The sequence below is a fragment of the Streptomyces sp. NPDC047869 genome, from assembly GCF_040704065.1.
GTDB lineage: Bacteria > Actinomycetota > Actinomycetes > Streptomycetales > Streptomycetaceae > Streptomyces.
On the sequence record NZ_JBEYRK010000069.1, the window covers coordinates 1 to 2,426 of the forward strand.

Below are 2,426 nucleotides of genomic sequence, written 5' to 3' on the forward strand. Positions count from 1 at the left end.
TGGACAGAACAACGCGAAGACAGCCCAGCAGGGCGTCAGTCAGTGCCCGGGTCACGACCACCGGAACCCGAGTATCAGCATCAATGTCAGTGCCGTGTGGCACCTTGATCACGCACCGTCCGACCGACGCCCATGGAGCAGCCCGTGCCCCCGTACACGCCTTCGTTCGAACTCCTGCCCGGCGCCGCCGAGTCGCCCGTGCTGCTGCACGTGCCGCACTCGTCGCGGGCGATACCGGATGACGTCCGCGAGGACATCGTGCTGGACGACGCGGCGCTGGAGCGGGAACTGGACCACATCACCGACGCGCACACCGCGCGGATCGCGGAGCGGGCGGCGGCCCTGGCCGGGACCACCCCCTGGCGGTTCGTGAACCGGCTGTCCCGGCTGGTCGTGGACCCGGAGCGGTTCCCGGACGAGCGGGAGGAGATGCTCGCCGTGGGCATGGGAGCCGTGTACACCGGGACCACGCACCGCGGTGTGCTGCGGGCCGCGGACACCGATCCCGAGCCGCTGGTCGAGCGATACTTCCGGCCGTACGCGCGCGCGATGACCGAGGCGGTGGCCGGGCGGCTCGCCGCGACCGGGCGCGCGATCGTGATCGACGTGCACTCCTACCCGCGCGAGGCCCTGCCGTACGAGCTGCACGGTGCCGGTCCGCGGCCGCCCGTGTGCCTGGGCACGGACGCCTTCCACACGCCGTCCCGGCTGCGCGAGGCCGCCCTGAAGGCGTTCGCCGAGTGCGGGGAGACCGGGCTGGACAGCCCGTTCAGCGGGACCTACGTGCCGCTGGAGTACTACGGGCGCGAGGCGCGGGTGAGCGCCCTGATGGTGGAGATCCGCCGGGACACCTACATGACCGAGCCCGGCGGCCCCGCCGGGCCGGGTCTCGAGGACCTCGCCGGGGCGCTGGCCGCGCTCGTGGACGCCGTGTAGCGGCGGGGCGCCTCCGGGGCGGGCTCCGGGCCCTCCGGCTGGAGCACTCCCGCAGGACAGCGGGCGGGGCGCGTACGAAGGTGGTGGGCATGACGGAGGAGATCACGCTCACCGGCCGGGCCGGGGCGGCACCGCCCGAGCGGGGCTGGCCGCCGCCCGTGCGGGACTGGCTGCCGCTCGACCTGGACGGGACGGACTTCGACCCCGTCCTCGCCGGTCTGATGCGCGAGGGCCCGCTGACCCGGATCCGGCTGCCGTTCGGTGAGGGGTGGGCGTGGCTCGCCACCCGCTACGAGGACGTGAAGCTGGTCACCAACGATCCGCGCTTCGGCCGCGCCGAGGTCGCCCGCCGTCAGGTGACCCGGCTGGCCCCGGACTTCGCGCCCCGCCCGGGCTCGCTGGCCTGGGCCGACCAGCCCGAGCACAACCGGCTGCGCAAGCCGGTCGCCGGCGCCTTCACGGTGAGCGCAATGAAGCGACTGCGGCCCCGCGCGCAGCGGATCCTGGACGAGCTGATGGACGGCGCCGTACGGGACGGACCGCCCGCGGACCTGGTCGAGCGGGTGCTGGAACCGTTCCCGATCACGGTCGTCAGCGAGGTGATGGGGGTGCCGTCCGCCGACCGGGAGCAGGTGCACACCTGGACCCGGCAGATCATCTCCACCTCCGGTGGCGCCGAGGCCGCCCGGGCCGCGAAGACCGGCCTGTACGGCTGGATCACCACGGCCGTCCGGTCCCGGGCGCACAGCACGGACGAGGACGTCTACTCGCTCCTCGGGGCCGCCGTGTCCCGAGGCGAGATCAGCGAGGAGGAGGCCGTCGGCCTCGCCGGGCCGCTGCAGATCGGCGGCGAGGCGGTCACCCACAACTGCGGCCAGATGCTGTTCCTGATGCTGACCCGGCCGGAACTGATGGACCGCGTACGGAACCGCCCCGAGGCGCGCGGCCCCGTGCTCGACGAACTCCTGCGCCACATCCCGCACCGCAGCACGGTCGGGCTCGCCCGGATCGCCCTGGAGGACGTCGAGGTCGGCGGTCACCGGATCGCGGCGGGCGAACCGGTCTACGTCTCCTATCTCGCCGCCAACCGCGATCCGGCCGTCTTCCCCGACCCCGACCGCATCGACCCCGACCGGCGCCCCAACCCGCACCTGGCCTTCGGCAGCGGCCCGCACTACTGCACCGGCGCCGTCCTCGCCCGGCTGCAGACCGAACTGCTCGTCGGCACAATCCTGGACCGGCTGCCCGCCCTGCGCCTCGCCGTACCACCGGACCAGGTCCCCTGGCGGCACAAGACGATGATCCGCGGACCACGCGCCCTGCCCGTCACCTGGTGATGGTGGCCGGGCAGGTCGGGGCGGCCACCCACCGATCAGCCGTGTGAACAACGCTTCAGGTCAATACACCTAGTGTCCCGGTCTTGAGTTCTGGTCTCGCCTCGTGAGTCGCCTTCCGTTTCAGATTCGGGCGTTTGCCAGTTGCGAGGTGGC

The 2,426-nt window shown here is 73.0% G+C and carries 2 protein-coding genes; both read left to right on the forward strand.

Annotated features, from left to right (window positions below; genetic code table 11):
- The first annotated feature begins 144 nt into the window (after positions 1-144).
- Positions 145-936, forward strand: a complete 792-nt coding sequence (locus AB0924_RS38540) for an N-formylglutamate amidohydrolase (protein ID WP_366913982.1) — start codon at positions 145-147, stop codon at positions 934-936.
- Positions 937-1,025: 89 nt separating this feature from the next.
- Positions 1,026-2,273 (forward strand): cytochrome P450, encoded by a 1,248-nt coding sequence (locus AB0924_RS38545; RefSeq protein ID WP_358936595.1) that lies wholly within the window; start codon positions 1,026-1,028, stop codon positions 2,271-2,273.
- Positions 2,274-2,426: the final 153 nt, after the last annotated feature.

Coding starts and splice junctions, on each gene's coding strand:
- AB0924_RS38545 (WP_358936595.1), top strand. CDS start 1,026: ATGACGGAGGAGATCACGCTCACCGGCCGGGCCGGGGCGGCACCGCCC.